The following is a 25,552-nucleotide window of genomic DNA, read 5'->3' on the forward strand; positions in this document are numbered from 1 at the left end:
GGTCAGGCGGTTCCGCCGGGGTTCGACGGCGGCTCGTCGGCGGCGTCCGCGACGAACCTCTCGGCGGCCGCCGCGTCGACGCCCAGTGAGGACAGCAACCCGGTGCCGTTCTCCTCTTCCAGCAACGCCAACAGGATATGGCCGGTGCCGACGCCGTCGTCGTCGAGCCGCAAGGCCGTCCGGAAGGTCAGCTCGAGCGCTTTCTTCGCACGGGCGTCGTACGGAATCATCACCGGATCGGCGTCGGTGCGTGGCGGCAGGGTCGCGACCACCGTTTCCCGTGCGCGGTCGAGATCGACACCCTGCGCCCGCAAGGCATCGGCCGCGGTGCCCTCGGTGCCGAGCAGGCTGAGGACGAGATGCGCGGGGATGATCTCGGCGTTGCCCGCCAGCTTGGCCTCTTGCATGCTGGAGATGACCGCGGCGCGGGCGGGCTGGGAGAACTTCTCGAAACTGTGCGACGGGTTGGCATCGGGTTTGCCGACGAACCGTTTCTGCGCGGCCTGTTTGGTGACACCCATGCTGCGGCCGATGTCGGTCCAGGACGCGCCCGAACGACGGGCCTGGTCGACGAAGTGGCCGATGAGATGGTCGGCGACCTCGCCGATGTGATCGGCCATCAGCATCGCTCCGGCAAGTTGGTCGAGGGCGTCGGTGTGGTTCTTGGTGATCGCCGTGATCAGGTCGTCGAGCCTGACCGGAGGGTTTGCCTGTGTCATGTCGTCAACCCTAGGTTGACTAGACCGGTTTCGTCAACCTCAGGTTGACCCCGGAGGGGTGGCTGTTCCCCGACTTGCGGGCCCGGCGATGTCGTGTCACCAATGGACACGCTCCACTCCAATGACGCCTCAGAGCCGCGAGAGGACATGTACAGCCTGTGGACCTGACCCTCGTCATCGTGCTCGGTGTCATCAGCATCGTGGCCGTGGCCGCGTTCTCCGAGCGGCTCAACCTGGCCGCGCCGCTGAGTCTCGTGCTGGTCGGCATCGGCCTGAGCTTCCTGCCGGGCGTCCCGCATCCGGAGGTGGAGCCCGAGCTGATCCTCGCGGGGGTGCTGCCCCCGCTGCTGTATTCGGCGGCGGTGAACATGCCGATGGTCGACTTCCGGCGGAACATCCGGCCGATCACCGGCCTCGCGGTCCTGCTCGTGGTGGGGTCGACGCTGGGCGCGGGCTGGCTGTTCCACTGGCTGATCCCGGACATCGGCTGGCCCGCCGCGTTCGCGCTCGGCGCGGTCATCAGCCCCACCGACGCCGTCGCGGCGACTTCGGTGGGACGGCGGCTCGGCTTGCCGCCCCGGCTGCTGACCGTCCTCGAAGGCGAAGGGCTCGTCAACGACGCCTCCGCGCTCGTGCTGCTGCGGTCCGCCGTCGCGGCGGTCGCCGGGTCGGTGTCCGTCTGGGGCATCGTGGGGGAGTTCTTCTACGCGGTCGCCGTGGCGGTCGGGATCGGGCTCCTGGTCGGAGTCGTCAACGTCCGGGTGCGCGCGTTGCTGGGCAACGCGGTGCTCAACACCGCCATCTCCTTCGTGGTCCCGTTCATCGCCTTCCTGCCCGCCGAAGAGGCGGGTGCTTCGGGAATCCTCGCCGTCGTCGTCGCCGGGCTGGTGACCGGTCACCTCGCCCCGCGGCACCTGCGCGCGACGGATCGTCTCGCCGAGACCGTCAACTGGCGCACCGTGGCCTTCCTGCTGGAGAGCGGGATGTTCCTGCTGATGGGACTCAGCGTCAAGACCCTCGTCGACGAGGTGCACGAAGACGGTTCGAGCGCTTGGCGCGCGCTCCTCATCGGCCTGGCCGCCTCGGTGCTCGTCATCGTCGCGCGCATCGTTTTCGTCGGACCGCTCGTCGCGGGTCTTTACCGCGAACAACGAAGAGCGGCGCGATTCAAGCCACGCTTGGAAACGACCCAGGCGGTTCTTCGGGGCGACGAGTCCCATCCCGCCGTCACCGAGCGCCTGGACAAAGCATCACCACGGCGGGTGGAGAACCTCCGGAAACGGCTCGATCGTGCCGCCGCGGACGTCGAGTTCCGGCTCACCGAAACTCTGGGCTGGCGCGGCGGCGTGGTGCTCGGCTGGGCGGGGATGCGCGGGGCGATCACCCTGGCCGCGGCGCAGACCCTTCCGCAGGACACGCCGGATCGCGCGCTGCTGGTCCTGATCGCCTACGTGGTGGCGACCACCACACTGCTCGTCCAGGGCTTGACGCTCCCGGCGGTCATCCGCGCGGCACGCGTACCCGAAGAGGATCCGGACCGGTTGCGCCGGGAGTACGTCGGTCTCATGACCGAGCTGACCGAGGCGGCCAAGTCTTTTTTGGACGACCCGGCGCTGGAAGATCCGGGCAACGGGCCGTTCGGCGAGCGGGTCCTGGACCGGGTGCGGTCGGATGTGCGCGTCCCGTCCGGAGCGCGGGCGGGCCGCCCGGAACCGGATCAGGCCGAAAGCGTGTTCCAGTATCTGCGGCTGCGGTTGCGTGTCCTCACCGAGCAGTCCGAGCGCCTCCAGCACGCGCGGTCGAGCGGCCACTACAGCTCGGAGGCCTTGAGCCGCGCGCAAACCTCCCTGGACGTGGAGATGGCCCGCCTCGAGCAACTGGGGGACAAGCCCGCCTCATGACCGGCGGCGGCCGCTGATGGTGGTTGCCCCGGCGTAGCGGGCTTCGGTGCCGAGTTCCTCTTCGATGCGGAGGAGCTGGTTGTACTTGGCCGTGCGGTCGGAGCGCGACAGCGAGCCGGTTTTGATCTGGCCGCAGTTGGTGGCGACGGCGAGATCGGCGATGGTGGTGTCCTCGGTTTCGCCGGAGCGGTGCGACATCACCACGGAGTAACCCGCCTTGTGCGCGGTCTCGACCGTGGTGAGGGTTTCGGTGAGCGTTCCGATCTGGTTGACCTTGACCAGGATCGAGTTCGCGATGCCGCGCTCGATACCGTCCTCGAGCAGTTTCACGTTGGTACAGAACACATCGTCGCCGACGAGCTGGACGCGGTCGCCGATGGCGCCGGTGAGCTGCTCCCAGCCGGTGAAGTCGTCCTGGGCGATACCGTCCTCAATGGACACGATGGGGTAGCGCGAGGTCAGGTCGGCGAGGTAGGCCACGTGCTCCTCGACGCTGCGCTTGCGGCCTTCTCCGGTGTAGTCGTAGACGTCGCCGGTGTAGAACTCGGACGCGGCCGGGTCGAGCAGCAGGGCGATGTCTTCTCCGGGGGTGTAACCGGACTTCTCGATCGCACGCAGTACGAACTCGAGCGCCTCGTCGGCGGAGTTGAGGTTCGGCGCGAAGCCGCCTTCGTCTCCGACATTGGTGCTGTGCCCGGCTTCGTGGAGCGAGGCGCGCAGGGTATGGAACACCTCCGAGCCCATCCGGACGGCGTCGGTGAAGGTCTCGGCGCCGAGCGGGCCGATCATGAACTCCTGGAAGTCGATCGGGTTGTCCGCGTGGGCGCCGCCGTTGATGATGTTCATCATCGGCATCGGCAGCAGATGCGCGGACACGCCACCGACGTAGCGGTACAGCGGGAGGTTCCTGGCGGCCGCGGCGGCTTTGGCCACGGCGAGCGAGACGCCGAGGGTGGCGTTGGCACCGAGCCGGGCCTTGTTCGCGGTGCCGTCCAGTGCGATCAGCGCGCGGTCGACGTCGGCCTGCGCCTCCGCGTCGCGTCCGACGATCGCTTCGGCGATCTCGGAGTTGACGGCGTCGACGGCCTTGCGCACACCCTTGCCGTGGAAGCGGGTCTTGTCCCCGTCACGGAGTTCGACCGCTTCCTTGGTCCCGGTGGAGGCGCCCGACGGTACGGCGGCCCGGCCGAGTGAGCCGTCCGCCAGTTCGACGTCGACCTCGACGGTCGGGTTGCCCCGGCTGTCGAGGATCTGGCGGCCGTGGACCCGGGTGATGACGGTCATGTTCGCTCCTCGATGAGTCGCGCCGGAACACCGGGCCCGAGACGGCCACGGCGTATCGGCTGCGGTGCGCGGCACCCCAGTGAGCCGCGAGACATCCGGGAGACTAGCAGAGATCCACTGAATCGATCCCGAATTCCGTCCGGCCGGCTCGGGGAGCAGGACGCACCCGCCCGGCGCGACTACGTTCGCGAAACTCCCCCGATCGTCTTGCGTCGCGACTCGCGGGCCTTCCGGATCACCTTCACCGAGCCCCACCAGGCGAAACCGGTGACGCGCAGCACCGGCGCACCGATCGCCGGCCGTTGCCGCGTCCGGCTGCGGCCGGTCCCGAAGCCGCCCATGAGCCCGATTCCCCGGACGTCGACGACGAAGTCCTCCGGGACCACGATCGTGACGCCGCCCATGATCGCGACGGCCCTGATCGTGCAGGGATCGGCGGTGATCTCGGCGTGCCGCAGATCGAGGCGCACGCTGCCCCAGAAGGCGCGGCTGACGTGTTTCGACGGCAGCGGCCCGTCGAACCGTCGTCGAGTGCCCGACATGACGGCGATGGAGGACCGCCCACCGCGTGCGTCCTCGGCGTCGGTGCTCACCGGAGAGAGATCCGCGACGACCGGCTCGAAGTCCGCGAAGGTCTTCGCCGAGTAGACGGCGTCGAGTCTCGCCTCCAGTTCGGCGGTGGTGATCCGGCCCGCCCCCATGGCCTCGTACAGCAGCTGAGCCACCCTTTCGCGGTCGGAATCAGCCACTCGCCTCGCCGATCGCTCCGCTTCAGACATGGTCGCGATTGTAGGGGCTGGGGCCGTTTTTCCTTACCTGTGAGGAAAAAGTGGTCCGGCGACCTTGACGCAGGTGAGCAGGTGCCGGAGAGGCGGGATGACGGGCGTGACAAAACCAGGCCGCGTTACGCCGTATAGGGTTCGGGGCATGAGCCAGCAGATCCCGTTCGCCGACACCAACTTCAAGCTCGCCGTCGTCAAGAGCTGATGTACAACCAAGACCTCCTGCCGAGGTTCAACCTGCGGGAGTACGCCGCCGCACAAGGTTTCACCTATGACGACGGGAGCGTCGAGGCGGTACCTGAGGCTCTGGCGTACTTCGAGGCGCTCGAGGTCCCTGTCGAGCTCGCGGAGAAGATCACCGAGATCGAGATGGACGGCGGCAACGAGATCTACCTGGAGATCGCGCCGAACTGGGACGGCGAGGACGGGCTGTTCGACGTCGACGAGTTCGCCGACCTGCGGCACTTTCCCCACCTGAAGTCGATGACGCTGCTCTACACGGGCAACGAGGAGGCGCTGGAGACGTTGCGTGCCCGCGGAATCGAGGCAGACTGGCTCTGAGGCGAGCCTTCTCCTCTCGATGTGGAGAAGGATGCCTCGCGGATCACAGTCGCTCACCCAGTAGTTTCGCCACCTGGGTGTAGACGTCGTCGCGATGATGGGGGAGATGGAGGTCCACCATCCTCGTCTCTCCGTGGACGCGCTTGGCGATGGCGAGCGTGGTCCAGTAGTCGTCCAGTTCGCAGTACATCGCGGCGTCTCCGACTCCGGGAAGCGATGTGCTCGGGCCTGTGCAGTTCTTGGCCGTGCTGGAGACCGGAGTGTTCGGGTCGGCTTTGGTGAAAGCGAAGAAGTAGAGCCGTGGCGCCGATTCGCGCGGCGGATCGCCGGTTCCGTAGGCACAGGTGTACTTCGGTGCCGTGTCGGTCTTTCCGGGTGGTTCTTCCTTGGCGACGATGCCCGAGGTGCCGATGATCTGAGCGAGTTCTCCGGCCCCGAGGAACGGGCAGGCGGCGGTCACCTTCGGAGGGGAAACCGCCGGCGTGAAGGTGGGCTGCGTGCTGCTGGTGGCCGGTTTGCTCGGCGGCGGTTTGCTCGTCGACGACGCAGGTGGCGGCGTGGGACTTTCGTCCGGACCGCCGCAGGCCGAGGCCGCGAGCAGCAGACTGAGCGCGGCGAGAATCCCCCAGGATCTGTCCATTCGGGAAACCTAGCCCTGAGACGCGGGAACTGCCAGGGTTCCGGCAGGCGTGGGGACGCTCATGGTTCGCCAGGTCCCCACGCCGTCACGGACTACCGCTTGACGTAGAGGTCCCACGAATAGGTCGACGCCGAGCAGAAGTAGTCCGACCAGCGGCCCTCCTGCTTGCCTGAGTGGCCGCTGATCTTGCAGTCGCCCTCAGTCGACCAGCTGGACTCGCGGTAGTACCTCGGGTCGACGCCCGCGCTGGCAGGCTGCGCGAACGCGATCGTTGACGCCAGTGCGCCCATCACGGCGGCGGCTGCCGCGATCTTCTTCTTCACTTGTGCATCCCCAGTTCTCTCTCTTGGAACACGTGCGCGCACAAACAATCATGAAACGGGCGCGCTTGTCCGGCGATCAGGTGAATTCAACAAGTTGTTGACGGCTTGGCGTGTTGCACATGCCGCTACGGCATGTGCTGTCCTTGGAGGCACCACAGCACGAGAGGCGCCGTTTGCGATGTACCTTTCCTTCACGTCTCCCCGGCACGTCAAGATCGGTGATGCCGCCGCTTTCGCTGGGACGACCCCACGTGCCATCCGCCACTATCACCAGATCGGCCTGCTTCGTGAGCCTGAGCGCGGTGGGGACGGCCGCCGCCGCTACGGCTACGACGACATGATCCGTCTGCTGTGGATCCGCAAGATGGCAGAGGCCGGCATCAAGCTCGACGACATGCGGGCCGCGTTCGACGAAACCCGGGACATCGAGGAAAACCTGGACCTCCTGGATGAAACCCTGGCCGCCCAGGAGGCCAACATCCGACGTCAGCGCGCGGCCGTTCAGCGCCTGCGGGCCGTGGGCAGCCCGCTGGGACTGCTTTCCGACCTGGTGACGGACAGGCTCAGTCACCTGCCCCCTGGCGCGCTGCGCCCCTCCGACCTGGAGGCCCTGCTGGTCACGGAGCGGATCTTCGGTCCGCTGGGCGCCGCAGTCCAGGCCGGTTTGTTCATCGCGCTGGCCACCCACCCCGACCTGCGGGCTGAGGAAGACCGTCTCGACTTGGCCGAGGCCGCCCTCGACGACGGTGTCGAGCCGGACGATCCGCGCGTCGAAGACCTTGCCGTCCAGCGATACACCCATAACAAGGCCGTGTGGCAGGCCATCGAGGCCGCCGGGCTGGACGCGGACGAAGAGAAGCTCTTCGAGAGCTACGAAGACCCGGACGAGGGAAACGACACGCAGATGAGCGCCCTCGAAGCGTTCACGAAGATGCCGTACGACTTCTCACCCGCCCGGATGCGCTGCATCGAGCGCGCGGGACAACTCCTCGGTCAGGATCTCGCAGACGGCTGACGCCGTCATCCGTGTCGGATCGCGTCGATCAGCATGTGCACGAGTTGCTCCACGCTGACCTGCCACTTGTCTTTCGCCAGATGACCGCTGAGTTCCATTCCCGCGATGCCGTGCGCACTCGACATCAGCAGCGCGCCGTACCGAGGAGCGTCGGACTCACCGACCACATCCGCGACCAGCGCCAGGAATACGCCTTCGAGCCGGCCCGCGGCCTCCAGCGCGGCAGGCGTATCGGCCGGAGCGCTGAACATCAGCGCGTACCGGTGCGGCAGACGGCGAGCGACGTCGATCAGCGCCAGAATGGCTCGCTCCAGCAGTATGTCCGAAGTGGACTCGAGGTTCGCGCGAAGGTGCTCGACGTCGTCCGCCAGGGAACTCCACGCGTTGATGGCGAGCTGGGCAAGCAGATGTTCCTTGTTCTCGAAGTGCCCGTAGGGAGCACCTCGTGAGACTCCGGCCCGGGCTCCGACCGCGCGCAGGGTCACAGCGTCAGGGCCGCCCTGGTCGAGCAGCTCGGAAGCGGCGCGGACAAGAGCTTGCCGCGTGGCCTCGGCGGTCTCGGTGCGTGTCACACCGCCCATTCTAGTTGACAGTGTCATCCGAACTGGGCAGGCTATCCATATGACAGTGTCATATGAGTTGCCCGACCTGACGGGTCGCACCGTCGTCGTCACCGGGACGACCTCCGGCCTCGGTCTCGCTCTCTCCGGTGCGCTGGCGGCGGCCGGTGCCCGGATCCTGATGACCGTTCGCGACGCCGAACGTGGAGCGGCGGCCGTCGACCAGGTGCGAGCCGGGATCGACGGCGCCGGGTCGGCCGAACCCGTTCTGCTCGACCTGGCAGACCTCTCCTCGGTACGGGCCGCCGCCGCGGAGATCCGGGAACGCACCGGGGACCGGATCGACGTGCTGATCAACAACGCCGCGGTGTCGCTGGGGCCGCACAGCCGGACCCGGGACGGGTTCGAGCTGCAGATCGGCACCAACCACCTCGGCCCGGCCGCGCTGACCTGGTTGCTGATGCCCGCGCTGCGGGCAGCCGGAGACCGCGGGCGCCCCGCGCGGGTCGTGACGACGTCCAGCCTCGGCCACCGCACCGGCGGACTCGGCCTCGCCGACCTGCATTGGGAGCGCAGGCGCTATTCGCCGACCCGCGCCTACGGAGCCTCCAAGCTCGCGAACCTCCTGTTCGCCGCGGAGCTCGATCGACGGTCGCGCGCCGCCGGGGACCCGGTGCTGTCGATCGCCGCTCACCCGGGGCTGACGACGTCACAGCTGCTGACCAACGCGCTCGCCCGCGGGAGCACGTGGAGGTCCCGCCTTCTCGTGCTGCCGGACCGCTACCTCTCACAGCCGGTCACCGCCGGTATCGCACCCCAGCTCATGGCCGCCACGGGACCGGTCGAAAGCGGTGACTACCTGGGCCCGGCCGGACCGTTCGAGATCCGCGGTCCGGCCGGTCCGGCACGCCGCTCGGCGGCTGCCAAGGATCGGGGGCTCGCGAACGAGCTCTGGCGGGTCACGAGCACCGCCACCGGGGTCACTCCAGATCCCGGGCCCGCAAGCGACACGTGACCGCGATGGGGCGATGCTGACCTCGACTTGAAGTCGAGCCGGGGTGCGGAGAGCAATCATTCTCCGGGTATCTCAAAAGGGTGCGGGTCATTCAGGTAATCAGGAGAAGGATCACCGTCGGTCTTGGTAACCACATTCGTTGACGCAAGCCAAGTTCCCCGTCGACCCAGACATCCGCCGGGCGCACTCATCGGCCACACGGTGCTGATCTGGATCGCGATAGCCCGCGGGCCCCTGCTCCCGTTCGCCAACAGACTTACCAAGGTGTTCGCCGGCAACTGCCTCGGCTATCCGCTCCGCTGGGCCGCGTTCGTCCTTTCGTTTTCAGGTTCGGGCTCGACCTGCTGGTGGCCGGTCTGGTTGCTGCGAAACCCTGCTCGGTACCGGGAGGCGGGCGTCGCCTGGGGCGGTTCGGTCTCGTTGGCCGAAACCGCCGCGGGGTTCCCATGCCGCCCCACGGCGGCGTTCCGCGCTCAGGTCAGCCGTGGCCGATCTCGGTCCGGTGCCACACGACCGGCGCGCCGCCTTCGTCGAGCGGCCCGTTCGCCGCGATCCCGGCGATCGCGCCGTCGTCACCGATCGCGTAGGCCCTTCCCACGGCGAAACCGTCGGGCAGCGGGAGCTTGGCCACCGAGCCGGGTGCCTGCCAAACCGCGGGGTGACCGTAGGACACTCCTGGCTCGGAGGTCAGCGCACCGGCGATCAGCCCCGATCCGTTGACCCGCAGCCCGGCACTGGAATCGGTCAGGCGTTCAGGAGAGATGGCGGATGTCCAGCGAAAGCCCGTCGAACCGTTGACTCCCTCCGCGTCGGCGCTGCCGACGACGGTCCCGTTCTTGATCGCGCGAGCCAGAGCGACGGTGTACCCGGCCGGGATGGCCAGTTTCTCCACTGTCCCGTTCCGCCAGGTGTAGGGCCGTCCGGACGAGTTGAACAGCACGGTTCCGTCGGTATCAAGATCCGCAGGCCGGGCGTCTTCGTCGGTCGGGATCACGATTGGACCGACGCCTGGCGACGGCCACACCACGGTCACGTGGGCGTCCGGCTTCTCCGTCGAAGCAGTGCCGAGGATGTCGCCGCGATCGTTGAGTGCCACGGCCCACGTTCGTGTGTACCCGGCGGGCACCGGGACCTCGTGAAAACCTCGTTCGTCCAGCACGAAGGTGCGCGTCCCGCCGGCTCCATTGGCCTCCAGGAGCACGGTCCCGGCGCTGTTCTGGTCGATGACGTGCGCGTCCTGGTAGCCGGACGGGACGCCGCGTACCGACACCTTCCCTTCTCGCCAGGTGACCACCTGGGTGTGATCGTCGATGGCGAGTTCGCCCGCGTAGCCACCCTTCCCGTCGGTGCCGAACACGAAACCCGTTGCCCCCGGGTGTCCGGCGGGCAACGGCAGCAGCGTCGCCTGCCAGCCCGGTACTGCCTCCGCCGACGCCACCCCCAGCGCTGTGGTCATGACCGCGGCTGCGACCAGGACACCTGCTCGCAGCGTTGTCCGAATGCTCATGAATCTCCCCATTCTTCCCCGACCTATGAGATTCACGCAGCCACGGCCGGATAGGTTGCTTGCCGGGCTTGGACATTGTCGAAGGTGGATGGATCAGGACGGCAGGCCGTACGCGTGGCTCATGTCGGAGTCGTGTGCCTGGTTCCTTGCTGACGGTGAAGTCCGCGTTGTCGAGTGGCACGTATTTGTGGTGTACCCAGTACGGGACTTTCACTTGGGACGTCTAGTACTTGTCGCATGGCGTGTTCGGCCGGCAGATCATCAGTTCGACGTCGCCGCCGGGGTGCCGCGGTCAATGTAGGCTATATTTAGAATATGGTGAATTTGGATGGGGTGCTGACTCGCGACGGTGGGGTGCTGCGGTACGGAGACCTGGCGGGGGACGGGCGTCCTGTCGTCTTCACGCACGGCGCCGGGATGGACCACCGGATGTTCGACGCGCAGGCACTGGCCCTGAACGAGGCTGGTCACCGGGTGGTCAGCTGGGATCAGCGGGGACACGGCGAGTCGAGCCTCGCACCGGGTGCCCGGTTCACCGCGGAGAGCGCGCTCGACGATCTGAGCGCTCTGCTCGACCACCTCGGTCTCGACCGCCCGGTCCTTGTCGGGCACTCGCTCGGCGGGAACCTCGCGCAGGCACTCGTCCGTCGCTTTCCCGCGCGCGTGTCCGGTCTCGTCGTCGTGGACTCGGCGTGGAACACCGGTCCGCTCACGGCGGTCGAGCGGTTCTCGCTGAAACTCGCCGCTCCGGCGCTCGCCCTCATCCCCGCCTCGCGGCTCCCGGGTCTCATGGCCAGGGCCTCGGCCGTGACCCCGGAAGGGATCGCCGAGTCCGAGGCGACGTTCGCGAACATGCCCAAACAGGTCTTCCTCGACGTCTGGCGGGCCACCGTGTCGTTCGTCGCCCCGGAACCGGGCTACCGCACTCCCGTGCCACTGGGCCTCATCCGCGGCGACCGCGACCGCACCGGCAACATCGCGGTCGCGATGCCTCGCTGGGCGCGGGCCGAAGGTGTGACCGAGCACGTCGTTCCCGATGCCGGACACGTGGTCACCCTCGACGCGGCGGACGCGGTGAGCACGGTGATCCGGGACATCATCGACGGCTGGGACGCGGCGATCGAGGAGCGCTCGGCGTGACCGTGGCCGACGACCGGGCCGCGTTCGCCACGGCGATGGGCGACTTCCTCGCGTCGTGGAACCTGCCCCGTGCGACGGGCCGGGTCTACGGGCGGCTCCTGCTCAACGCGGGTCCCGCGTCGCTGGACGAACTCGGCGGGGCACTCGGCCTCAGCAAGGGAGCGGTGAGCGTGGCCGTCCGCGAGCTGGTTTCCTGGGGGCTTGCCAGGACCATCCCGCAGCCGGGCAGTCGCCGGCTGCTCGTCGAGGTGGTGGGCGGGTTCGAGCAGCTCCTCGCGGCCAGTCACGAACGGACACGGGCCTTCGTCCGGGTGCTCCGGACCGGAACGGCGAGTGCGGAGGACGAACGCGCCCAGTCCCGGCTCACGGAGGTCGCGGACTTCTTCGAGTCCTATGTGGACGCAGGAGAGCAGATGCTGCGAAACAGACGTTCGTAACGCGGCACCCGACCCGCCGCCAAACTCCTCGCGACACTCGAAGAATGCGAGAGCCAGCGGCAGGCGGTCACCATGCGGAGCGTGGAAGAGACTCTCGAGTCGAGGATTCTCGCAACCCCTCCCGAATCCGTTGCTCCTGTTAGGTGGCGGCCCGTGACGTTGTGGCCTATCGCCTGAATCTGATCTTCTTCAAGCGATCGTCGTAGTGTCCGAGGATCGGGTTTCGGATCGTTCCTTCGAGGGTGCCGAGCAGGAACGAGCTGAAGTTTCCGTCGTAGAGGAAGTGGTAGTCGACCAGGTCTCCGGTGACGATCTTCCAGTCGTCCGGTTTCCCTTCGGTGGCCCAGTAGAGGTTCTGTCCGAAGGCGTTGACACCCCACGCGAGAAGCCCGCCCAGGGCGGGGTAGGAGCCGTAGGCGAACTGGTCGGGATCCTCCTCGACCAGTTCGCTGAGTGCGGTTCCTTGGATGACGGCGTTGCTGAGGAAGTTGTCGTACTTGTCGCGGGCGGTGGGATGGGTCAGATACAGGAAGTCGTCCAGCTCGATGGCCGGGTAGTAGTCACAGAACTCTTTGAAGTCCTGGGGGAGTTTCAGCCCGAGTTCGGCCTCGACGTCGCTCCACGACACCGGGGATGGTGTGAAGTCCGGAACTCCCAGCAAGTTCTTCAACCGATCGACCACGTCCGACATACCCCGGCTCCTTCGACGACACGATGCCGTTCCTGATATGTATATCGCGCCCGCTACTGTCACCCTCCCGCCGGTGGCGAGCGACTTCGCGCTGCCAACGGCGCTCTTCGCGTCGTGAGCCACCCCAGCTGCCCGCGGCCCTACGACCGCGGTTGACCGCAGAGGGCCGGATTTCGCCGCGCGGATGCGATGATCGATGGGTGATCTCGGGTAGCGCGCAGGAGTATCGCGGTGTGGCCGAAGCCGCGTGGCGGTGGGTGCTGGATCAGGTCCGTTGGGACGACGGGCCGTGGATTCCCGAATCGGCGGGGATTTCGGAAATCTCGGAGTACCGCGACACCATGTACAGCGGGGTGGGTGGGCTGGCCTATGTGCTGGCTGAGATCCGGTTCGCCCGGGGTTGGACGGTCGAGGAGCGGGATGTCGCGGAGGCGATCGTCAAACGGCTCACCGGTCGAATCGAGAACGAGGTCGACTGCAGCCTCTTCGGCGGGCTGGTCAGCTCCATCGGCGTGCTGACCGCGCTCGAGGCTCCCGGGGCACAGGCGGCCGTCGACCGGCTGATCACGCTGCGCACCCGGGATGGCTGGCCACAAACAGCCATCGGGCCACCAGATTTCCTGCCGGACGCCCTGGTCAACGATGCCACTCTCGGCACGGCCGGGATCCTGCTCGGCGCGTTGTGGGCCCGACGCGCGGGCTTGGCCAACGCCGGCGACCTCGGTGCGCAGGCTGCCGCTGTACTGATGGCGGACCGGGAGGAGGTGCCGACCGGGGTCAACTGGCACTGGGTACCGCACCGGTTCCATGCCGAGCCGGCCAGGCAGATGCCCAACTTCTCGCACGGCCTCGCAGGAATCGCGGCGGCCCTCGCCCTGGCCGGCGCCGAGCTCGACCGGCCGGACCTGACCGGCGCGGCCACCCTCGGCGCGGAACATCTGGTGACGCTGGGCCGCACCGACGGCGGGGGATTCGTCGTGCCGCGCACCATCCCCAGCAAACCGGGCCAGGACGTCCACACCTACAACTGGTGCCACGGCCCCGCCGGCACCTCGCTGCTCTTCCTCGCCCTCGATCTCGCCGGAGTCGAGGACGTCGCGGGTGAACCGCCACTGGCGTGGCATCGCCGATGCCTGCACAGCACTCGTAGCTCCGGCCTGCCCGCCAGACGGCACCCCGGCTTCTGGGACAACGACGGGCGCTGCTGCGGGACGACCGGCGTCGGTGAGGTGTTTCTGGACTCCTGGCAGCGCTTCGGCCGCACCGACGACCTCGAGTTCGCCGTGCATCTGGCCGATACCCTGGTCGAGCGCGCGGTGCGGGACGGACCGCACGCCTACTGGCGGTTCATCGAACACCTCGGCCCGGAACCGCTGCTGCCACCGGGGGTCGGCTGGATGCAAGGAGCGGCCGGCATCGCTGCGTTCCTCTTCCGGATCAGCCGCGTCCTGCAGGACGAGCGCGACGCCACCCCTGTCACGCGCATGGACAGCTGGTGGGCACTCCCCACCCCGGGTTCCTGCCCGGTCACGCGATCGGGCAGGTCGAAGACCCGTTAGCGCGGACTGTTCCTGCAGCCGGAGTCCAGTGCGGATCATCAGGCCGCCGAACACCGAGTTCCGGGCTGCCCAGCGACCTGGCGCAGGGTGATGGGTGCGTGAAGGCCGACTAATGCTCCAGGGCGTCGAGATGCCGGCCGACGGCCGCGGCCGCTTCGAGGAGGCTCGGTACGAACTCCAGTGCGCGGTCTTCGGTCCAGCGCTGTTCGGGACCGGAGATGACCAGGGACATCGCGGAGGTCTCGCCGCGCGCAAAGGGGATGGGCGCGGCGATTCCCTGGACACCGACGTGGTTGGCCCCGCAGGAGAGCGCGTATCCGAGGTCGGCGATGGTTGCGAGCCGATCGCGAAGCCGGTCCGCTTCGGTGCTCGTCAGCCCGGCTCTGATCATGATCACGTCGATGTCGTTTTCGGGGAGCCGGGAGAGGATGGCGTTTCCTCCGCAACCTCGGACGAGCGGGCCTGCGTCACCGACCTGGGCGACCTGGCGCAGCGTGTGCTGCTCGCTTTCCAGCCCGAAGACCAGAACGCTGAGATCACCTACGCGCCTGTGGAGGGTCACCGTCTCGGCGGTGGATTCGACGAGATTCCGAAGGATCGGTCGGGCCGCCGCGTATAGCTGGGTATGCGGGGCGGCGATCGCGGCCAGTCCGGCGAAGGCACGGCCGATGCGGTAGCCGCCCGCGGGAATCCGTTCCGCGTAGTCTTCTTCCTGCAGTACACGGAGAAGCCGGTAAGTGATGCTTTTGTTGAGACCGATCGAGTCGGCGAGTTCCTGGAGCTTGATCGGCTGATGATGGGTGAGTCCCTCCAGAACCCGGAGAGTGCGGCGCGCCGTCTCGGCCCCGCTGGTCTTTCCGCGTTCCGCGCCAGCGTCATCCTGGGATTCCACATAGTGCAACCTACTGGCAAGTGGGTCCATCGGCAATGAGCCCTCACCTTCCCGACCGGGTGGATCGGCGTCACGGTCACAGCCAGCCGGGTGCGACGAGGACCGCCCAGCTCACCAGCGGTCCGGCGATCGTCATCAGGCCCGCGAACCGGAGCAGGCCGCGATAGACATCTCGTCGCTCCGCTTTCGGTGCGTTCGCCATGGCGATGGCCCCGCCTGTCGAGAAGGGCGAGACGTCCACCAGTGAGGAGGAGATCGCCAGCGCGGTGACGAACCCGATGGCTCCGATCGCTCCTGTGCCGACCAAAGGGACGGTGAGCGGGATGACGGCACCGAGAATGCCTGTTGTCGAGGCGAAAGCGGACACCACGGCACCGATGAGACAGATCAGGAGGGCGGCGATCAGGGGCGAGTCGACCGACGCCACGGTCTCGCCCAGCCAGTCGATCGTCCCGTTGCGCTGGAGCACTCCTACATAGGTGAGGATTCCCGTCATCAACAGCACGATGTCCCAGCTGACTTCCTTCGCCGCGGTCCGGCTCGCCTCCGGGTACGCCAGCGCGAGCACTGCGGCCACGGTCAAGGCGACGAATCCGATGTCGAAGTCGAAGACGAGCGCGCCGGCGATCAGCACGACGAAACCGAGGAGCGTCACGCTTTGCTGCAAGGTCGGCTTAGCGGTGACCGGTGGTGCCGTGGCTGCCCCCGGGCTGTCTTTCGCCCTGGTCATTTCGCGTGGGACGGTGAGGAGCTTTTGGCGCCGATTGAGGAGCATGAAGGTCGTGACCGCGATCACGGTGCTGATGACGAACGTGCCGGCGAAGAGGACGAGGGGTTCGCTTGCCAGTCCGTTGTCCTCTTGCACGCGGTGCACGACCAGGCCGAGCAGACCTGTCGGAGCGAATGAGCCCGCCGTGGATCCCAAGCCGATGAGAATGCTGATGAGCACAGGCCGGACGTTGTACTCGGCGACGAAACCCATCGCCATGGGCACCAGGATCGCTCCGACCGCGGGCGGCAGCGCGCCGATGCCACAGAGCACCGCCGCGAGAAGGAAGAACATCCACGGGATGGTGCTCACCCTGCCGCCCGCGAGCCGGAACGCCCCGTCGACGATCCACTGGACGGTGCCGTTGTTCTTGGCGATGGCGAACAAGTAGGTAACGCCGACGAGGATGACGAACAGGTTGGCAGGAAAAGACTTCAGGACTTGCTCCGGCGACTCGCCGCCGATGATGCCGCCCACCACGAAGGCGGCGACGAGTCCCAGCACCCCCATGTTGATCGGCCGGACGGTGGCGAGCGCGACGACTGTCACGAGTACCGCGATGGACAAGAGCGCAGTGGGCATGGGCGTACTCCCGAGCTAAGCGACGTTGATCGGCTGGGACGTGCGATGGGAACGGGCTGGACGGGCTTACGCGTCGGCGCGGGGGTAGTAAGCGGTGCTGTCCATGAGCCGGCGCGCCGTCCTGCTGAAGCCGAGCATCTCGAAGGACACGGACGGCCATTGCGGAACGGTGCGGGTCACCACCTTGGCCGGGGTGATTCCGGAAGGGTGTCCGATGAGGACGGTGTCTCCTTCGCTGCGCGCGATCACGGAATTCACGACGGAACGCGGGATCCGTGAGGCCGCGGCGAGACAGATCGACGCTGTGCCCGAGATGCTCTCGTGGAGGCGGTCCATGAAGAGAAGCCGGACTCGCAGGTCCATATTGACCGCCTGGGCGAAGGTGCCGTTCAGGGTGGGATAGCCGGCGGGTTCGCTGACGAACCCGACCATGGGGAGCCCGGGGGACTGCTCGTCGACTCGGCGCCAGTCGGCGCACAAGCCGATCCGTTCCGCGGCCTTGCCTCGGATCTCACGGGCGGTTTCGATCAGGACCGTGTCCCTGTTGATCCGGTCCGCGAGTTCGCTTCCGTCGAGGCCGACGTCGGCGGCTGGGACCCAGACAGTGGGATTACCGGCGTCACAGATCGTGGCGCGGACCGCCGCACCACCGTCGAGATCGATTTTCTCCACCACTTCACCGGTGGGGAGGAGCTTCCCTGTCTTCGCTCCGACCGAATGCGACCAATCCATGACGATCTCGGCTCCCGTGCCCGGCACGCCCGGAATGGCGAAATCTCCGAGAACCCGGGCCCTCCCCAAGTGGACCGGCACGTGGGCGGTCATCACGACCCCGCTGTTGGTGTTGTGGATCCGCACCGGGGTCGTAGGCTCGACGGCCTTGACGAGACCTTCGTCGATCGCGAACGGTCCCACCCCGACGGAGATGTTGCCGCAGTTGCCGGAGTAGTGGACGACCGCGCGTTCGATCTCGACCTGCCCGAAGGTGTAGTCGATGTCGGCGTCGTCGCGTTCGGAAGGGGCGATGATCGCGAGCTTCGAGGTGATCGGCCGGGAACCGCCGAGCCCGTCGACCTGCAGGGGATCCGGTGAGCCCATGAGCCGGACGAGCAGTGCGTCCCGCGTGGGTCCGGGAACGGGTAGGTCGGCTTCGTGGAAGTACAGTCCTTTGCTCGTGCCGCCGCGCATCAACACGCAGTGAACGGTCGCCTGATCTGGTTGCTCGGACGGCGTGGTCACGGAATTTCCTTTCCTGCAGAGATTACGTCGGTGTCTGATCAGGAAGTCGCGGGTAGGAAGCCGCCCGCGACGAGGCGGGCGAGCAGGCCCCCTTCGTCGAGGATGTCGAGCACGGCGTCCGGCAAAGCCGCTCCTTGAATCCGTTTCCCTCCACGGTCGAGCCAGCCCTCGGCCAGATCGAGCGTGACGACGTCCCCCTCGCCGACCAGCGTGGTGACGCCGGGAACGGTCAGCGCGGGTAGGCCGTTGTTGATGGCATTGCGCAGGAACAGCGAGTTGAATTCCTCCGCGACGATCGCGGCGACACCCAGTTCCCGCATGAGCAGGGCGACGGGACGGCTGGAGCCGATCCCGAAATTCCGGCCTGCCACAAGAATGTCTCCTTCTTCGACCTCGTCCGTCCATCCGGGACGCAGGTCGTAGAACACGTGTTTCGCCGCCTCGGCGGGAGGTAGTTTCATCGCGAAGCCGGGATACATCGCGTCGGTGTTGACGCTGTCGCCGACGACCCACGTCCTTCCGGTGATCCGGTACTTCATGACAGCACCTCCCTGGGGTCGGTGATGCGTCCTGTGCAGGCGGAAACGGCGACGGTCGCGGTGGAGGCCATGTAGATTTCCGCGTCCGTGCTGCCCATCCGGCCGCGGAAGTTGCGGGTGCTCGCGGTCAGGCACACTTCCCCGTCGCCGAGCAGTCCCATGTGATAGCCGAAACAGGCTCCGCACGTCGAATTGGTGACCACCGCGCCCGCTTCGGCCAGGGTCTCCAGATAGCCGAGCTTCGCCGCGTCCCGGTATACGGCTTGGGAAGCAGGAGTGACGATGAGGCGCACGCCGGAGGCGACCTGCCGCCCGTCGAGAATCTCCGCCGCGATGCGCAGGTCCTCGAGCTGCCCGTTCGCGCAGGATCCGATGAAGCACTGATCCAGCCGGCGGGAGTCGACGTCAGCGACCGGCCAGGCGTTCTGACTGACCTTGCCCGGCAAGGCGACGTGGGGTTCCAGCGTGCCGAGATCGATTGCCCGCACGTCCTCGTAGCTTGCGCCGGGATCGGGCGCGGCAGGTACGTAGTCGCCCGCTCCGTGCGCCTCGAGGTAGTCCCCGCATCGCTCGTCGAACTCGAAAACCGTGAAGTCGGCGGAGATCTCCGCCCCCTGGGTGGCTATCGTCCGGCGGTCGTTCATCGGCAATGACGCGAGCCCGGGGCCGCCGAACTCCAGGTTTCGATTGGCGGCGTCGCCGTGCACCCCCGCGATGTGCAGGAACACGTCCTTGCCACCGAGGAGGGAGGGCAGGGCCCCGGACAGCTCGTAGCGGATGGTCGGCGCCACCGCGTACCAGGTCTCCCCGGTGCACATGATCGAGATGACCTCGGCCGGGCCCAGCCCCCGGGCCGCCGAATTGAACGCCCCCGCGGCGCACGTGTGCGAATCGGTGCACGTGAGCACCTGCCCCGGCAACGCGAGCGCGTTCTCGGCGATGACCTGATGGCAGATGCCGTGCCTGCCGACGTCGTAGAACCGCCCGATCCCGAAGTCGGCCGCGAAGGCGCGAGCCCGGATGGCCGCGTTGGCGTCGGTGAGGGTCGGCGCGGGAACGGCGTGATCCATCACGATCGCCACGCGGTCGGGATCGGCGATCTTCAACGGCTGGGTCCAGCTCATGAACATGAGGTCGATGAGGACGTTCATGTCGACCTTGGCCACCACGGTGTCGCCCGCGGTGACCTGCTCCCGGCCCGAGGCACGGGCCAGGATCTTCTCGATCACGGTCATGGCCATACGACTTCGCCCTCCTGATATCGGCGCCCCAGGTCGGCCCACTCTTCGAGCCCGACGGCTCCGAAGAACCCGTCCGGTCCGACGATCTCGCCGGGATCCCGGCCGCCCATCCCCGACAGCGCCGCGGTCACGGCGACGACGGCCGGCGCGAGCAACGCGCCTGGATAGATGGCAAGCCGGTAGCCGAGGGCCTCCAGTTCGTCGTCTCCGATATCGGGTGTCAGCCCGGAAGGAACGACGTTGAACAACAACGGGGCATCGATCTCACCGGCGATCCGCTTGATCTCGTCGCGGGACCGCGGCGCCTCGACGAAGATGAGATCCGCTCCCTCGGCCGCGTACAGGCGGCCCCGCGCGATCGCCTCGTCGATCCCATGGGGACCGAGGGCATCGGTGCGAGCGATGATGACGGTGTTGCGGGTTCTTGCCTCGAGCGCGGCATGCAGCTTGCGCACGAAGTCGTCGGCCGCGACGACTTCCTTGCCCGAGAGGTGCCCGCACCGCTTCGGGAACGTTTGATCTTCCAGCTGGATGGCGGCCACTCCGGCGCGCTCGAGATCGCGAACCGTCCTCACCACGTGGATCGGATTGCCGTAGCCGGTGTCAGCGTCGGCGATCACGGGCACCTGGCTCGCTTCGACCACAACGGCCGCCCGAGCGAGCATCTCGGTGGCTGTCACGAGTCCGATGTCGGGAAGACCGTATCCGGCCGCCGCGACACCCGCGCCGGTCAAGTAGGCGACGGGAAAACCCGCCCGGCGCACAAGGTGTGCGCTCAGACCGTCGTACACGCCCGGAGCACGCACCAGGCCGTGCCCGGTCAGCAAGCCCCTCAGGACGTCCGACGGTGACGCGGCATCGCTCCCGTTCGACACGTTCACAAAGCCTCCGTGTTTCAGACTGTGAAACCTCTTGTTTCAGATTGTGTGCAGGCTGCCATGCCTGTTACTCCATGTCAAACGTCTGGACAGCGTCGAGTCAGGCGAGTTTCACTATGTGAAGAAGCGGCGTCGAGTGCGGTCAGGACGCGGCACGTAGGACTGTCCAAACTGGACTCTTCCCGAACCGACAGAGATCCCGCCCAGCTCGCAAGCAGGTTCGGCTTGTCCTGATCGGGCGCGCCGGGATCGACGAAGTGGCGCGCGGGACAGCGGACACAGTGATCGCCGTCTTTTTCACATTCGACAAGCGTGGTAAACATCAAGGTGTTCTCGACCCCAACACGGGGCAGCCAACCCCTGGGAAAGGCCCCGATCCCACCCGGAGCGTTGAACCATGAACGATCATGTGGTCGGATGGCAGATCGAGGCTTTTCGCGAGTCGGATGAGCGCTTGGCCTGGTCCGCAGATCTACCTTTCGGGACCAGCTATCACGTCCTCGAGGCATTGCTCGGCATGGACGACTTGTCCATGCCTGAGGGGTACCCCGTTACCCTGGAACAAGTTTATGCCGTTCTGGACAACTTCGATGTGCCGGCAGATACCGTCGGTCCGCTCGACAACGTCGAATACACGTACTTCCTCAGCGCCTTCGCCGATACGCGCACTGCCTAGCCCGTCTGGCCGTGTGGGAAGGGCCTCGTCCCGCCGACGACGCGGCGGCTAAGGCGACCTTCGATGCTCTCGTCGCGGAATTCATGGGCGGTAGGAAGACGCCGCCGACCATGCTGGTTACGCGCTATGTCGGCGAACTGAGCGGAGCGCGCTCGTGTGCTTGGCCTGGTCTGCTTCGATCCCCAGGATGAACGTCTCGTCACCTGACGGCGGACGATGGGGCAGAAGGTGTGCTCCGCCAGTCCGATGGCTCATGGCGCTGGCGGGGAAGCTGTACGAGCGCGGCGATATTGCGGCGGGTGATCCGGTCGAAGACGAGTGTGCCGCGCGAAGCGGGGTTGTCGTGAGAACTCTGGACGAGACGGTTGGCGAGTTGCCCGGTTTGGTCTGGTATGCCAGCTACGGTTCGAATATGAACGCCGGGCGGCTCGGCTGTTACCTGGCCGGCGGTGTTCCGGACGGCGGCACCCGGCTCTATCCGGGCTGCCGCGATCGGCGGCCGCCGGCGGGTTCCCGAGGGTGTGAACTGCCGGGCGGGATCTATTTCGCGACCATGTCGCCGGTGTGGGGCGGTGGCCGCGCGTTCTACGATCCGGCGCTGCCCGGGCGAGCGTTCGCGCGCGCCTACCTGATCACCGCCGGGCAGTTCGCCGACGTCGTCGCTCAGGAGATGTACCGCGAGCCCGGCACGGACCTCGACCTCGCTCCGGTCCTGGCTACCGGTGCGGCCACGCTCGGTCCTGGCCGCTACGAGACCCTGCTCCATGCCGGGGATCTCGACGGGCATCCCGTCCTGACCTTCACCGCACCCTGGGCTGCCGACGAGGTCGCCCCTGTCGCCCCGTCCGCGGCGTACCTGCGGATGCTCGCCACCGGACTGTGCGACGCCCACGGCTGGCCTCTGGCCCGAGCCGCCGGGTACCTTGCCGAGCTCTCCGGCGTGCGCGGCACCTGGACCCCGCAGGATCTTCTGGCTGTGCTCAGCTGGCGCGACACCGCGGCGGTCACGCCGACCGAACCGTCGAGCTGAGCGCCGGGCGCACGCCGGTAGCTCTGTCGCGGACCGTGCCCCACGAACGATTACACCCGATGTATCGCAAACCGGGTTCGCAGTCACCGGCTTGGCCCGTATTCGCGGGTAGCGGCGCCACAACCGACGAGGCAGGCCATGTGGTCGAGCGAGACCATCCCGCGGATCGTGAACGCATTGGGCCAAACCGGCGGTTGCGTCCCTGTACCGGGAGGGTCAGTCCCCGCTCATCCCGCGCAGACCAGTGGTGTCCTGAGGACAGTGCACTTTCGACTCCTCGTACCGTCGACAATGGTGATCGTCGGCAGGGCGTCGCAGGTGAGGACGGGCAGGTCGCCGCTGGGCCGGCCGAAGTGCAGTTGGACGTAGTCGTGCACGAAGTTCACGGAGTAGAGCCGAGACCCGATCAGCCTGCCCAGCAACTCGTTCGGCACGTAACTGTGCGCTGCCATGCAGCCATCCTGCCGTAGCGCGCTCCGTTATCAGTGGAAGCGCACGTCACGACCGATCGATCAGCGGCACGAGCGGGTGTTCACGGATGGTGATCGAGCGTGTAACGCGGCTGCGGCGGCAAGCGACAGTTCACCGGGCCGAGCTCGCGGTGGGCGGCACGAATTCGTTGTGGGAGCAAAGTGGTGACCGAGCTCGTCGAGGTGAGTACGGACGAGGATCCGGTGTTGGACGTCGTTTTCGTGCATGGTCTCGACGGTGACGCCTTCAAGAGTTGGTCGACGAAGCGGAAAGGTTCGTTCTGGCCGGAGTGGCTCGGCCGGGACATCACGGGATTGTCTGTCTGGTCACTGGGGTACGACGCGGCGTCGAGCCGCTGGCTGGGCCATGCGATGCCGATTCAGGACCGGGCGATCAACCTGCTGGCCCTCCTGGAAAGTCGCGGGCTCGGACAGCGTCCGCTGTGTTTCGTCACCCACAGCATGGGTGGGCTCGTGGTCAAGGAGATGCTGCTGCACGCGGCCGACGGCCGCGCCGACTACACCGAATTCGCCACCGCCACACGAGGGGTGGTGTTCCTGGCTACCCCGCACACTGGGTCCGGCATCGTCACTCAGGCCGTCTTTCAGGCATTGAGCGTCGTTTACCGCAAGACGAAGGCGGTCGACGCCCTGGAACGCAACAGCGCGCACCTTCGGCAGCTCAACACCAGATACCGCAACTGGGCCGTGGACCAGACGACGGAAATCGAGCACAAGATCTTCTACGAGACCTTGCGGACCAAGGGTGTGCATGTGGTCGACGCCGGCTCGGCCGACCCCGCCATCCCGGGCCAGACAGCCATCCCGGTGGACACGAACCACATCGACATCTGCAAACCCAGTACTCCCAGCGACCTGGTCTACGGCCAGATCAAGCTCTTCATCATCGGAATTGTCACCGCACTGCACACCAGCCCGACTGACATCCTTCAGGATGGCAGCCCGGAGAGCACGGTGCGAGGCCCGGTAAGTCTCGCCATCGATCGCGAGGAAACGGGGCAGCGCAGGACGAGTACTCGGCCAGGTGACGCCTTTGTGAGCGCCCGGAACGTGGAGCTTCGGGAACGTTCACCGACACGGGCTCATTCTACTCACCGTGGCCGATGGTGGTCACGGTCTGCCATGGTGAAGCGAGTAGCCGTTGCGACGGCGGTGAGCGTTGCCGTTGCCGTGTCGGTGTGGGTGGCAGTCCCCACCGGAAGCTCATCGTCACCGTCGCCCGGCACAACGCAAGCCGTGAGTATGTCAGCCGCGTTGCAGGATGAGTCCTACCGCCTGGTGTTCCCCCTGTACAACGTGCTAGCGAGCGAGCAATCGGTGAAGAGGCTGCACGTAATCATCTCATTCGACAGTGGCGTGGCCTGTGCAGAAGTGCCGCCTGCGGTCATCTTCGATGTCAGCGACGTGGTCGTTGCAGGACCATCGGGCACGATCACGCAAGGTGCCGTATCGGCGGAGAACGGACCGGCGGCAGGATTCAAGGTGCCGGTTTCCGGCTCAATCAACTACGGCTGCGGGTGGAACCAGGTACAACTCAGCTTCACCCCTCCCGGAGCGATAATGAACCGGCTCACCACCACACCGATTGCGATCGACGTCCCGAGAAAGATCGCCGTCTCTTACCGCAGGATGCCCGACAGCGGCCCATACGAAGAACGCCTCGCCATGCCGACCCTCGAAGAGCTCGGCGAAGAACGGGTGGTGGCCTTTCGCGCCATAGCGGAAGTCGGCGATGCGAACACGATCGAATCCTGCTTTCTGATTGCTCGCTCAGCAGTGTCAGGGCCCCAAGACTGCGATTACAAACTCGGCAGCCACCAGGTTTTCTGGCGACAGATCCCAGTGAACGCAGGAGAGGTCAGATACGAGCGATGAACACGTCACAAAACTCAGTTCACCAACGGTGCGTCCACTTCACCGTCGCCTGATGGCTGCGGCTCAGCGGGATCAGCGCGTTGACGATGGTGCCCGCGTAGCGGACTGACTGGACGCCGTGTGTCTAGTGGACTGGCCGGACGGCTGACGCGCCCTGCCCTCAGCACCAGCGCGCGTTACCCGTCCGGGCAAAGATGGCCCGCGCTGAAACCATCCTGGGCGCGACGCGCGTTGAGTGCTGATATGACTGAACTTCACCGGCTCGGGTCGTCCGACCTCCTCGTCTCGCCCCTCTGCCTGGGCGGCAACGTTTTCGGCTGGACCGCCGACCAGGCCCAGTCCTTCGCGGTGCTGGACGCCTACCTTGCCGGAGGCGGCAACTTCGTCGACACCTCCGACTCGTACATGAACTACTATCCGGAGCAGGGCAACGAACCCGGCCAGTCGGAGACCATCATCGGCACCTGGCTCGCCCGCCGCGGCAACCGCGACGACGTGGTCGTGGCGACCAAGGTCGGCGACCACCCGCGCTACCTCGGCCTCGCGCCCGCCACTATCAAGGCCGCCGCCGAGGAGTCGCTGCGGCGGCTGCGCACCGACCACATCGACCTCTACTACACCCACTTCGACCGGGACGAGTCCATTCCGGTCGATGACATCATCGGCGCACTGGACGAACTCGTGCAGGCGGGCAAGGTGCGCGCGATCGGCGCATCCAACATCAGCCCCGAGCGGCTCGCCGCGTCACTGTCTTTCGCCGACAGCGCAGGCACCGCCCGCTACGTGGCGCTCCAGCCGCAGTACAACCTCGTGTCGCGTGACACCTACGAAGGCGCCCGGCGCGACATCGTGCAGCGCGAGGGGCTGGCGTGCGTGCCGTACTTCGCGCTCGCCTCGGGGTTCCTCACCGGCAAGTACCGTCCGGGCCAGACCGTCGAGAACGTACGCAACCTGCCCGGACTGGCAGGTGGCTACGCGGATACCGAACGCGGCGTACGGGTGCTCGATGCGTTGGCCCAGGTCGCGACCGGTCGCGGAGTGGAGATGGCCACCGTGGCGCTGGCCTGGCTCGGGCAGCAGCCAACGGTGACTGCGCCGATCGCCTCCGCGCGCACCGTCGAGCAGTTGCCCGCGCTGCTCGCCGCCCACGACCTGCACCTCTCGGACGTCGAGTTGCACTCGCTCACCTCCGCCTCGTCCTGACCG

Annotated in this window: 26 protein-coding genes; 11 read left to right on the top strand and 15 right to left on the bottom strand. The window is 67.0% G+C overall.

Annotation, left to right across the window (positions count from 1 at the left end):
* Nucleotides 1-2: 2 nt before the first annotated feature.
* A complete protein-coding gene (locus ACLJRM_RS19975; protein WP_101608517.1) occupies nt 3-719 on the bottom strand; it encodes a Clp protease N-terminal domain-containing protein in 717 nt (238 codons plus the stop codon).
* Nucleotides 720-877: 158 nt separating this feature from the next.
* On the opposite strand from ACLJRM_RS19975, the gene ACLJRM_RS19980 reads away from it, so the two are divergent.
* The gene (locus ACLJRM_RS19980; protein WP_410663914.1) at nt 878-2,620 is read left to right on the top strand and encodes a cation:proton antiporter; all 1,743 of its coding nucleotides are present in this window, start codon (nt 878-880) and stop codon (nt 2,618-2,620) included.
* Here ACLJRM_RS19980 and eno read toward each other — a convergent pair.
* Entirely contained in the window at nt 2,615-3,904 is a 1,290-nt protein-coding gene (eno, locus tag ACLJRM_RS19985) for a phosphopyruvate hydratase (protein WP_410663915.1), read from the bottom strand. The genes ACLJRM_RS19980 and eno overlap by 6 nt on opposite strands.
* Before the next feature lie 179 nt (nt 3,905-4,083).
* Nucleotides 4,084-4,683 carry a DUF1707 domain-containing protein gene (locus ACLJRM_RS19990; RefSeq protein WP_410663916.1) on the bottom strand — a complete coding sequence of 200 codons (600 nt, stop codon included), beginning with the start codon at nt 4,681-4,683 and terminating at the stop codon, nt 4,084-4,086.
* Nucleotides 4,684-4,890: 207 nt separating this feature from the next.
* Between ACLJRM_RS19990 and ACLJRM_RS19995 the strand changes: the two genes are divergently transcribed.
* Nucleotides 4,891-5,247: a DUF6892 domain-containing protein gene (locus ACLJRM_RS19995; RefSeq protein WP_410663917.1), complete on the top strand. Its 357-nt coding sequence runs from the start codon at nt 4,891-4,893 to the stop codon at nt 5,245-5,247.
* A 43-nt stretch (nt 5,248-5,290) separates the two neighbouring features.
* On the opposite strand, the gene ACLJRM_RS20000 is transcribed toward ACLJRM_RS19995, so the two are convergent.
* Nucleotides 5,291-5,887, bottom strand: coding sequence for a hypothetical protein (locus ACLJRM_RS20000; protein ID WP_410663918.1), 597 nt, complete (start codon nt 5,885-5,887; stop codon nt 5,291-5,293).
* A gap of 92 nt (nt 5,888-5,979) precedes the next feature.
* Nucleotides 5,980-6,210 carry a hypothetical protein gene (locus tag ACLJRM_RS20005; protein WP_101608511.1) on the bottom strand — a complete coding sequence of 77 codons (231 nt, stop codon included), beginning with the start codon at nt 6,208-6,210 and terminating at the stop codon, nt 5,980-5,982.
* A gap of 178 nt (nt 6,211-6,388) precedes the next feature.
* Between ACLJRM_RS20005 and ACLJRM_RS20010 the strand changes: the two genes are divergently transcribed.
* Nucleotides 6,389-7,225 carry a MerR family transcriptional regulator gene (locus ACLJRM_RS20010; protein WP_410663919.1) on the top strand — a complete coding sequence of 279 codons (837 nt, stop codon included), beginning with the start codon at nt 6,389-6,391 and terminating at the stop codon, nt 7,223-7,225.
* Nucleotides 7,226-7,230: 5 nt separating this feature from the next.
* On the opposite strand, the gene ACLJRM_RS20015 is transcribed toward ACLJRM_RS20010, so the two are convergent.
* The gene (locus ACLJRM_RS20015) at nt 7,231-7,806 is read right to left on the bottom strand and encodes a TetR/AcrR family transcriptional regulator (RefSeq protein ID WP_233223128.1); all 576 of its coding nucleotides are present in this window, start codon (nt 7,804-7,806) and stop codon (nt 7,231-7,233) included.
* Between the two features lie 40 nt (nt 7,807-7,846).
* On the opposite strand from ACLJRM_RS20015, the gene ACLJRM_RS20020 reads away from it, so the two are divergent.
* Nucleotides 7,847-8,800: an SDR family NAD(P)-dependent oxidoreductase gene (locus ACLJRM_RS20020; RefSeq protein WP_410663920.1), complete on the top strand. Its 954-nt coding sequence runs from the start codon at nt 7,847-7,849 to the stop codon at nt 8,798-8,800.
* A 478-nt stretch (nt 8,801-9,278) separates the two neighbouring features.
* Here ACLJRM_RS20020 and ACLJRM_RS20025 read toward each other — a convergent pair whose 3' ends face one another.
* Nucleotides 9,279-10,307 (bottom strand): hypothetical protein, encoded by a 1,029-nt coding sequence (locus tag ACLJRM_RS20025; RefSeq protein WP_146044315.1) that lies wholly within the window; start codon nt 10,305-10,307, stop codon nt 9,279-9,281.
* Between the two features lie 315 nt (nt 10,308-10,622).
* Here ACLJRM_RS20025 and ACLJRM_RS20030 point away from each other — a divergent pair, with 315 nt between their 5' ends.
* Both ACLJRM_RS20030 and ACLJRM_RS20035 read left to right on the top strand, forming a co-directional pair.
* Complete coding sequence (locus ACLJRM_RS20030; RefSeq protein WP_101608507.1) at nt 10,623-11,447, top strand: alpha/beta fold hydrolase; 825 nt, start codon at nt 10,623-10,625, stop codon at nt 11,445-11,447.
* The gene (locus tag ACLJRM_RS20035; protein WP_410663921.1) at nt 11,444-11,884 is read left to right on the top strand and encodes a GbsR/MarR family transcriptional regulator; all 441 of its coding nucleotides are present in this window, start codon (nt 11,444-11,446) and stop codon (nt 11,882-11,884) included. Before ACLJRM_RS20030 ends, ACLJRM_RS20035 begins: the two co-directional genes overlap by 4 nt.
* Nucleotides 11,885-12,050: 166 nt before the next feature.
* Here ACLJRM_RS20035 and ACLJRM_RS20040 read toward each other — a convergent pair whose 3' ends face one another.
* Nucleotides 12,051-12,698: an SMI1/KNR4 family protein gene (locus ACLJRM_RS20040; protein WP_410663922.1), complete on the bottom strand. Its 648-nt coding sequence runs from the start codon at nt 12,696-12,698 to the stop codon at nt 12,051-12,053.
* Between the two features lie 77 nt (nt 12,699-12,775).
* Here ACLJRM_RS20040 and ACLJRM_RS20045 point away from each other — a divergent pair, with 77 nt between their 5' ends.
* Complete coding sequence (locus ACLJRM_RS20045) at nt 12,776-14,134, top strand: lanthionine synthetase LanC family protein (protein WP_410663923.1); 1,359 nt, start codon at nt 12,776-12,778, stop codon at nt 14,132-14,134.
* A gap of 109 nt (nt 14,135-14,243) precedes the next feature.
* Here ACLJRM_RS20045 and ACLJRM_RS20050 read toward each other — a convergent pair whose 3' ends face one another.
* The 6 genes from ACLJRM_RS20050 to ACLJRM_RS20075 all read right to left on the bottom strand — a co-directional run bounded on the left by ACLJRM_RS20050 (nt 14,244) and on the right by ACLJRM_RS20075 (nt 20,271).
* Nucleotides 14,244-15,026 (bottom strand): IclR family transcriptional regulator, encoded by a 783-nt coding sequence (locus tag ACLJRM_RS20050; RefSeq protein WP_410663924.1) that lies wholly within the window; start codon nt 15,024-15,026, stop codon nt 14,244-14,246.
* Between the two features lie 76 nt (nt 15,027-15,102).
* A complete protein-coding gene (locus ACLJRM_RS20055) occupies nt 15,103-16,377 on the bottom strand; it encodes an SLC13 family permease (protein WP_410663925.1) in 1,275 nt (424 codons plus the stop codon).
* A 66-nt stretch (nt 16,378-16,443) separates the two neighbouring features.
* On the bottom strand, nt 16,444-17,616 hold the full coding sequence (locus ACLJRM_RS20060) for a 2-methylaconitate cis-trans isomerase PrpF family protein (RefSeq protein ID WP_410663926.1): 1,173 nt from the start codon (nt 17,614-17,616) through the stop codon (nt 16,444-16,446).
* A gap of 38 nt (nt 17,617-17,654) precedes the next feature.
* Entirely contained in the window at nt 17,655-18,155 is a 501-nt protein-coding gene (locus ACLJRM_RS20065) for a 3-isopropylmalate dehydratase (RefSeq protein ID WP_410599062.1), read from the bottom strand.
* Complete coding sequence (locus ACLJRM_RS20070) at nt 18,152-19,396, bottom strand: aconitase/3-isopropylmalate dehydratase large subunit family protein (protein WP_410663927.1); 1,245 nt, start codon at nt 19,394-19,396, stop codon at nt 18,152-18,154. Before ACLJRM_RS20070 ends, ACLJRM_RS20065 begins: the two co-directional genes overlap by 4 nt.
* On the bottom strand, nt 19,387-20,271 hold the full coding sequence (locus tag ACLJRM_RS20075) for an oxaloacetate decarboxylase (protein WP_410663928.1): 885 nt from the start codon (nt 20,269-20,271) through the stop codon (nt 19,387-19,389). Before ACLJRM_RS20075 ends, ACLJRM_RS20070 begins: the two co-directional genes overlap by 10 nt.
* Nucleotides 20,272-20,671: 400 nt before the next feature.
* On the opposite strand from ACLJRM_RS20075, the gene ACLJRM_RS20080 reads away from it, so the two are divergent.
* Nucleotides 20,672-20,950 (top strand): hypothetical protein, encoded by a 279-nt coding sequence (locus ACLJRM_RS20080; protein ID WP_410663929.1) that lies wholly within the window; start codon nt 20,672-20,674, stop codon nt 20,948-20,950.
* A 412-nt stretch (nt 20,951-21,362) separates the two neighbouring features.
* The gene (locus ACLJRM_RS20085; RefSeq protein WP_410663930.1) at nt 21,363-21,980 is read left to right on the top strand and encodes a histone deacetylase; all 618 of its coding nucleotides are present in this window, start codon (nt 21,363-21,365) and stop codon (nt 21,978-21,980) included.
* A gap of 227 nt (nt 21,981-22,207) precedes the next feature.
* Here the strand turns inward: ACLJRM_RS20085 and ACLJRM_RS20090 are convergent, their stop codons facing one another.
* A complete protein-coding gene (locus tag ACLJRM_RS20090) occupies nt 22,208-22,432 on the bottom strand; it encodes a hypothetical protein (protein ID WP_410663931.1) in 225 nt (74 codons plus the stop codon).
* A 183-nt stretch (nt 22,433-22,615) separates the two neighbouring features.
* Between ACLJRM_RS20090 and ACLJRM_RS20095 the strand changes: the two genes are divergently transcribed.
* Both ACLJRM_RS20095 and ACLJRM_RS20100 read left to right on the top strand, forming a co-directional pair.
* Nucleotides 22,616-24,346, top strand: coding sequence for an esterase/lipase family protein (locus tag ACLJRM_RS20095; RefSeq protein ID WP_410663932.1), 1,731 nt, complete (start codon nt 22,616-22,618; stop codon nt 24,344-24,346).
* 243 nt (nt 24,347-24,589) lie between these two features.
* Complete coding sequence (locus tag ACLJRM_RS20100) at nt 24,590-25,549, top strand: aldo/keto reductase (RefSeq protein WP_410663933.1); 960 nt, start codon at nt 24,590-24,592, stop codon at nt 25,547-25,549.
* Nucleotides 25,550-25,552 lie beyond the last annotated feature (3 nt).

This window comes from Amycolatopsis sp. lyj-84 (assembly GCF_046549075.1).
Classification (GTDB): domain Bacteria; phylum Actinomycetota; class Actinomycetes; order Mycobacteriales; family Pseudonocardiaceae; genus Amycolatopsis.

What these genes read in the sequence shown, in the direction of transcription:
- ACLJRM_RS19975 (WP_101608517.1), bottom strand. Translation starts at nt 719, where the DNA reads ATGACACAGGCAAACCCTCCGGTCAGGCTCGACGACCTGATCACGGCG.
- eno (WP_410663915.1), bottom strand. Translation starts at nt 3,904, where the DNA reads ATGACCGTCATCACCCGGGTCCACGGCCGCCAGATCCTCGACAGCCGG.
- ACLJRM_RS19990 (WP_410663916.1), bottom strand. Translation starts at nt 4,683, where the DNA reads ATGTCTGAAGCGGAGCGATCGGCGAGGCGAGTGGCTGATTCCGACCGC.
- ACLJRM_RS19995 (WP_410663917.1), top strand. Translation starts at nt 4,891, where the DNA reads ATGTACAACCAAGACCTCCTGCCGAGGTTCAACCTGCGGGAGTACGCC.
- ACLJRM_RS20000 (WP_410663918.1), bottom strand. Translation starts at nt 5,887, where the DNA reads ATGGACAGATCCTGGGGGATTCTCGCCGCGCTCAGTCTGCTGCTCGCG.
- ACLJRM_RS20010 (WP_410663919.1), top strand. Translation starts at nt 6,389, where the DNA reads ATGTACCTTTCCTTCACGTCTCCCCGGCACGTCAAGATCGGTGATGCC.
- ACLJRM_RS20015 (WP_233223128.1), bottom strand. Translation starts at nt 7,806, where the DNA reads ATGGGCGGTGTGACACGCACCGAGACCGCCGAGGCCACGCGGCAAGCT.
- ACLJRM_RS20020 (WP_410663920.1), top strand. Translation starts at nt 7,847, where the DNA reads ATGACAGTGTCATATGAGTTGCCCGACCTGACGGGTCGCACCGTCGTC.
- ACLJRM_RS20025 (WP_146044315.1), bottom strand. Translation starts at nt 10,307, where the DNA reads ATGAGCATTCGGACAACGCTGCGAGCAGGTGTCCTGGTCGCAGCCGCG.
- ACLJRM_RS20030 (WP_101608507.1), top strand. Translation starts at nt 10,623, where the DNA reads ATGGTGAATTTGGATGGGGTGCTGACTCGCGACGGTGGGGTGCTGCGG.
- ACLJRM_RS20055 (WP_410663925.1), bottom strand. Translation starts at nt 16,377, where the DNA reads ATGCCCACTGCGCTCTTGTCCATCGCGGTACTCGTGACAGTCGTCGCG.
- ACLJRM_RS20065 (WP_410599062.1), bottom strand. Translation starts at nt 18,155, where the DNA reads ATGAAGTACCGGATCACCGGAAGGACGTGGGTCGTCGGCGACAGCGTC.
- ACLJRM_RS20070 (WP_410663927.1), bottom strand. Translation starts at nt 19,396, where the DNA reads ATGGCCATGACCGTGATCGAGAAGATCCTGGCCCGTGCCTCGGGCCGG.
- ACLJRM_RS20080 (WP_410663929.1), top strand. Translation starts at nt 20,672, where the DNA reads ATGAACGATCATGTGGTCGGATGGCAGATCGAGGCTTTTCGCGAGTCG.
- ACLJRM_RS20085 (WP_410663930.1), top strand. Translation starts at nt 21,363, where the DNA reads ATGAACGCCGGGCGGCTCGGCTGTTACCTGGCCGGCGGTGTTCCGGAC.
- ACLJRM_RS20090 (WP_410663931.1), bottom strand. Translation starts at nt 22,432, where the DNA reads ATGGCAGCGCACAGTTACGTGCCGAACGAGTTGCTGGGCAGGCTGATC.
- ACLJRM_RS20100 (WP_410663933.1), top strand. Translation starts at nt 24,590, where the DNA reads ATGACTGAACTTCACCGGCTCGGGTCGTCCGACCTCCTCGTCTCGCCC.